Origin of the sequence: Pseudoalteromonas prydzensis, from assembly GCF_011050055.1 — a bacterium.
GTDB lineage: Bacteria > Pseudomonadota > Gammaproteobacteria > Enterobacterales > Alteromonadaceae > Pseudoalteromonas > Pseudoalteromonas prydzensis_A.
In genome coordinates this window covers 1-3205 of sequence record NZ_DRGM01000161.1, presented here as the reverse complement: position 1 = coordinate 3205, position 3205 = coordinate 1, and the positions used below count along the sequence as shown (strand labels likewise).

Genomic DNA, 3205 nt, shown 5'->3' with positions numbered 1-3205 from the left:
TAACATACCTTTCATACCGCGCATCATTTTCATCATGCCGCCCTTGCCTTTCATTTTTTTCATCATCTTTTGCATTTGCGTAAACTGTTTTAGCAATTTATTGATCTCTTGTACTTGAGTACCGGAACCTGCTGCAATACGTTTTTTACGCGAGCCTTTAATGATCTCTGGACGCGCACGTTCTTTTTTGGTCATTGAACTGATGATCGCTTCCATTTGGATAAAAGTTTTATCGCCCATTTGCCCTTTTACTGCATCAGGTAAGTTTGCCATACCCGGCAATTTATCAAGCATCGACATCATGCCGCCCATGCTTTTCATTTGCTTTAGCTGATCAGCAAAATCATCTAGGGTAAAGCCATCTCCTTTAAATACTTTTTCAGCAACTTTGGCAGCTTGCTCTTTATCGACTTTCATTTCGACTTCTTCGATCAATGAAAGTACATCACCCATGCCAAGTATGCGCGACGCGATACGATCTGGATGGAAAGGCTCTAGCGCATCAGTACGCTCGCCCACCCCCATAAACTTAATAGGTTTACCAGTGATATGACGGATCGACAGTGCAGCACCACCGCGCGCATCACCATCGGTCTTGGTTAGTATCACACCGGTCAGAGGTAATGCTTCATCGAATGCTTTGGCGGTATTAGCGGCATCTTGACCTGTCATTGCATCTACTACAAATAAGGTTTCGATTGGGTTGATTGCATGATGCAAGTTCTTAATTTCGTCCATCATGTCATTATCAACATGTAAACGACCCGCGGTATCAACTAATACAACGTCGATAAATTTCTTTTTCGCATGCGAAATTGCGGCTGTTGCTATATCGACAGGTTTTTGCGAAATATCACTTGGGAAAAACTCAACCCCTACTTCATTGGCCAACGTTTCTAACTGTTTAATCGCCGCTGGGCGATAAACGTCGGCACTGACCACTAACACTGATTTCTTTTTGCGTTCTTTTAAGAATTTAGCAAGTTTAGCCACGCTGGTGGTTTTACCCGCACCTTGTAGACCCGCCATCATCACCACGGCTGGCGGTTGCGCGTTTAGGCTCAGCTCTTCGTTTGCTTCACCCATGGCTTTTTCTAGTTCTTCGCGAACGATTTTTATGAACACTTGGCCTGGGCTTAGGCTTTTAGTTACTTCAATACCGACTGCGCGCTCTTTAACTTGTTTAACAAACTCACGAACAACAGGTAAAGCAACGTCGGCTTCTAAAAAAGCCATACGCACTTCGCGCAGCGTGTCTTTTATATTGTCTTCAGTGAGGCGCCCACGGCCGCTAATATTTTTTAAGGTTTTACCTAATCGTTCTTGGAGGTTCTCAAACATGTAAAGGTTCCGATCAAACGTGATATACCAATTTCCCAAACAACGTTATTACCGCAAGTTTAGCACTTACTATTAATAGCGCTGATTTCATATAATCAGTATTATTAAAATTTTAATTAAAAACAGTATACCGTAAATGGTGGCGCACAATACAGTGTTCAAGTGCGCTGTTTGAGTTTCTTTTTACAAACTCTATGCATTTGCCTTGCTATAAAATACAATGCCCTTACTCTAACAAGGAATATTTGACTCAAATTGAGTGGCCCAAGCACTATGCTGATTATTAGTTTAACTATTATTGCCAGTTTATTTTATATCTTAGCGACGTCTCACGTGCTGTCTCGGTTATTTCATCAACAAGGTCCGAGCCAAAAGTTGACGATTATTCTCAGCACCGTGGCGATTTTAGCGCACATGTTGTTACTAGTGAATTCGGTGTTTCGCGCCGATGGCCAAGATTTAAGTATTGTTAATGTATCACTGTTAACCTGCTGGGTGATTGTGGTATCGGTCACTACTGTGTCATTAAAGTTTCCTGCTACATTACTCCTGCCGGTGGTGTATGGCTTTGCGGCATTACTTACTATTGCCAGTTTATTCATTCCACATCATATTTTATTGCAAAGTATTGATGTTGAAATCGGGTTAGTAACCCATATTTCACTGTCATTACTTGCCTACTGCGTATTGATTATTGCGACCTTGTACGGCGTGCAATTTTACTTTATCGACAAACGCTTAAAACGCAAAGACTTAGCTATAGTGCACAGCCACCTTCCCCCTTTAATGGTGGTTGAGCGTCAGCTTTATCATTTATTAACGTTAGGCACCGTTTTATTAACGATGGCGCTGTTATCTGGGTTTGTTTTCCTTGACGGCATGTTTGCAACAGAATTTATTCATAAAACCGTTTTATCATTAATTGCGTGGGCTATGTTTACAACGGTGACTGTAGGTCACTTAAAACAAGGATGGCGTGGTAAACCAGTGGTATTAGCCATTATGGCCGCGGCTTTTGTTTTAACGTTGGCTTATTTTGGCAGCCGCTTTGTGCAAGAGGTGATCCTGAATAAGTTTTAACTTGACTCAGACAGCTCACTCCCGCTTAATACGCATTGGTTAAATAAAAAAGGATCCTTCTTTGAACGACATCTCTACAAGTGTTTTGTTTATAATACTTGGAATACTCATACTTTGTTCTGCATATTTTTCTGGTTCTGAAACAGGCATTATGTCAATTAACAGAATCCGCTTACGTCACCTTGCTAAAGAAAACCATCGCGCAGCAAAGCGTGTCAACAAACTGTTGAGCCGTCCTGATAGACTGATAGGCCTTATCCTAATCGGTAATAACTTAGTAAACATTGCCGCAGCGCAGGTTGCGACCATTATAGGTATTCGCCTATATGGTGATTTAGGTATCGCCATTGCTACGGGTGTATTAACCCTAGTGGTATTAATTTTTGCTGAAGTAACGCCAAAAACCTTAGCCGCCCTTTACCCTGAGCGAGTCGCCTTTCCAAGTTCAGTGATACTCAAAGGATTACTAAAAATTCTCTTTCCATTTGTAGTCATTGTTAACTGGATGACCAACGGTATATTACGGTTATTTGGTATTAGTGCCGCACAAATAGAGGAGCACAGCATGAGTAAAGAAGAATTAAAAACGGTGCTGAATGAATCTGGTGCGCTACTCCCCGCACGTCACCAAAGTATGTTGACCTCTATTTTAGATTTAGAGCAAGTCACTGTTGAGGATATTATGATCCCGCGTAACGAAATCGTGGCGATTGATATTAATGATGACTGGAAGCTGATCAGTAAACAACTTACCCACGCACAGCATACACGTGTACTGCTATAC

3 protein-coding genes are annotated in these 3205 nt (G+C 41.7%); 2 read left to right on the top strand and 1 reads right to left on the bottom strand.

Going from position 1 to position 3205, the window contains the following annotated elements; genetic code table 11:
* Nucleotides 1–1341, bottom strand: a 1341-nt coding sequence (ffh, locus tag ENH88_RS15180; RefSeq protein WP_304183435.1) for a signal recognition particle protein, incomplete at its 3' end; no start/stop codon positions are given.
* A gap of 273 nt (nt 1342–1614) precedes the next feature.
* Between ffh and ENH88_RS15175 the strand changes: the two genes are divergently transcribed.
* Nucleotides 1615–2421: a cytochrome C assembly family protein gene (locus ENH88_RS15175; protein WP_304183433.1), complete on the top strand. Its 807-nt coding sequence runs from the start codon at nt 1615–1617 to the stop codon at nt 2419–2421.
* 61 nt (nt 2422–2482) lie between these two features.
* The coding region (locus ENH88_RS15170; protein WP_304183432.1) for a CNNM domain-containing protein at nt 2483–3205 on the top strand (723 nt) is incomplete at its 3' end.

Bases quoted from the DNA above. Each gene is read 5' to 3' on its own strand.
- ENH88_RS15175 (WP_304183433.1), top strand. From the start codon at position 1,615: ATGCTGATTATTAGTTTAACTATTATTGCCAGTTTATTTTATATCTTA.